The sequence below is a fragment of the Paenibacillus sp. 01T431 genome, assembly GCF_056398625.1.
In genome coordinates, this window is sequence record NZ_JBFTPT010000083.1 from 1 (window position 1) to 394 (window position 394).

General features: G+C 62.9%; 1 pseudogene. It reads right to left on the reverse strand.

The annotated features are described in order from the left end of the window. Positions 1-276, reverse strand: a pseudogene (locus tag AC1DM9_RS34575) (2-isopropylmalate synthase); the annotation flags it as partial. Positions 277-394: the final 118 nt, after the last annotated feature.

The following is a 394-nucleotide window of genomic DNA, read 5'->3' on the forward strand; positions in this document are numbered from 1 at the left end:
GTTGGCGGGCTTGAGCGCTTCCGCCGCGCGGGCGATGTCCTTGTCGTTGGCGCGGGCCAGCGAGCAGATCGTCGAATCCTTGACCACCTGGGCGATCGAGCGGATGGCTTCGAAGTCACCATTGGAGCTGGCCGCAAAGCCGGCCTCGATCACATCGACCCTCAGGCGTTCCAGCTGGCGCGCGATGCGAATCTTCTCTTCGCGGGTCATCGAGGCGCCGGGCGACTGCTCGCCATCACGCAAGGTGGTATCGAAAATGATGAGTTTGTCAGACATTTTGTGGAGCTCCTGGGCTGTACCTTGTTGTGTGCCGTGCCGTCCCGTCCTTCGTGCTGCCGGGCGCCGCAGTCTCGAACATCGAATGCAAAACGCCCCGGCGTGCATGGTTGCAGGC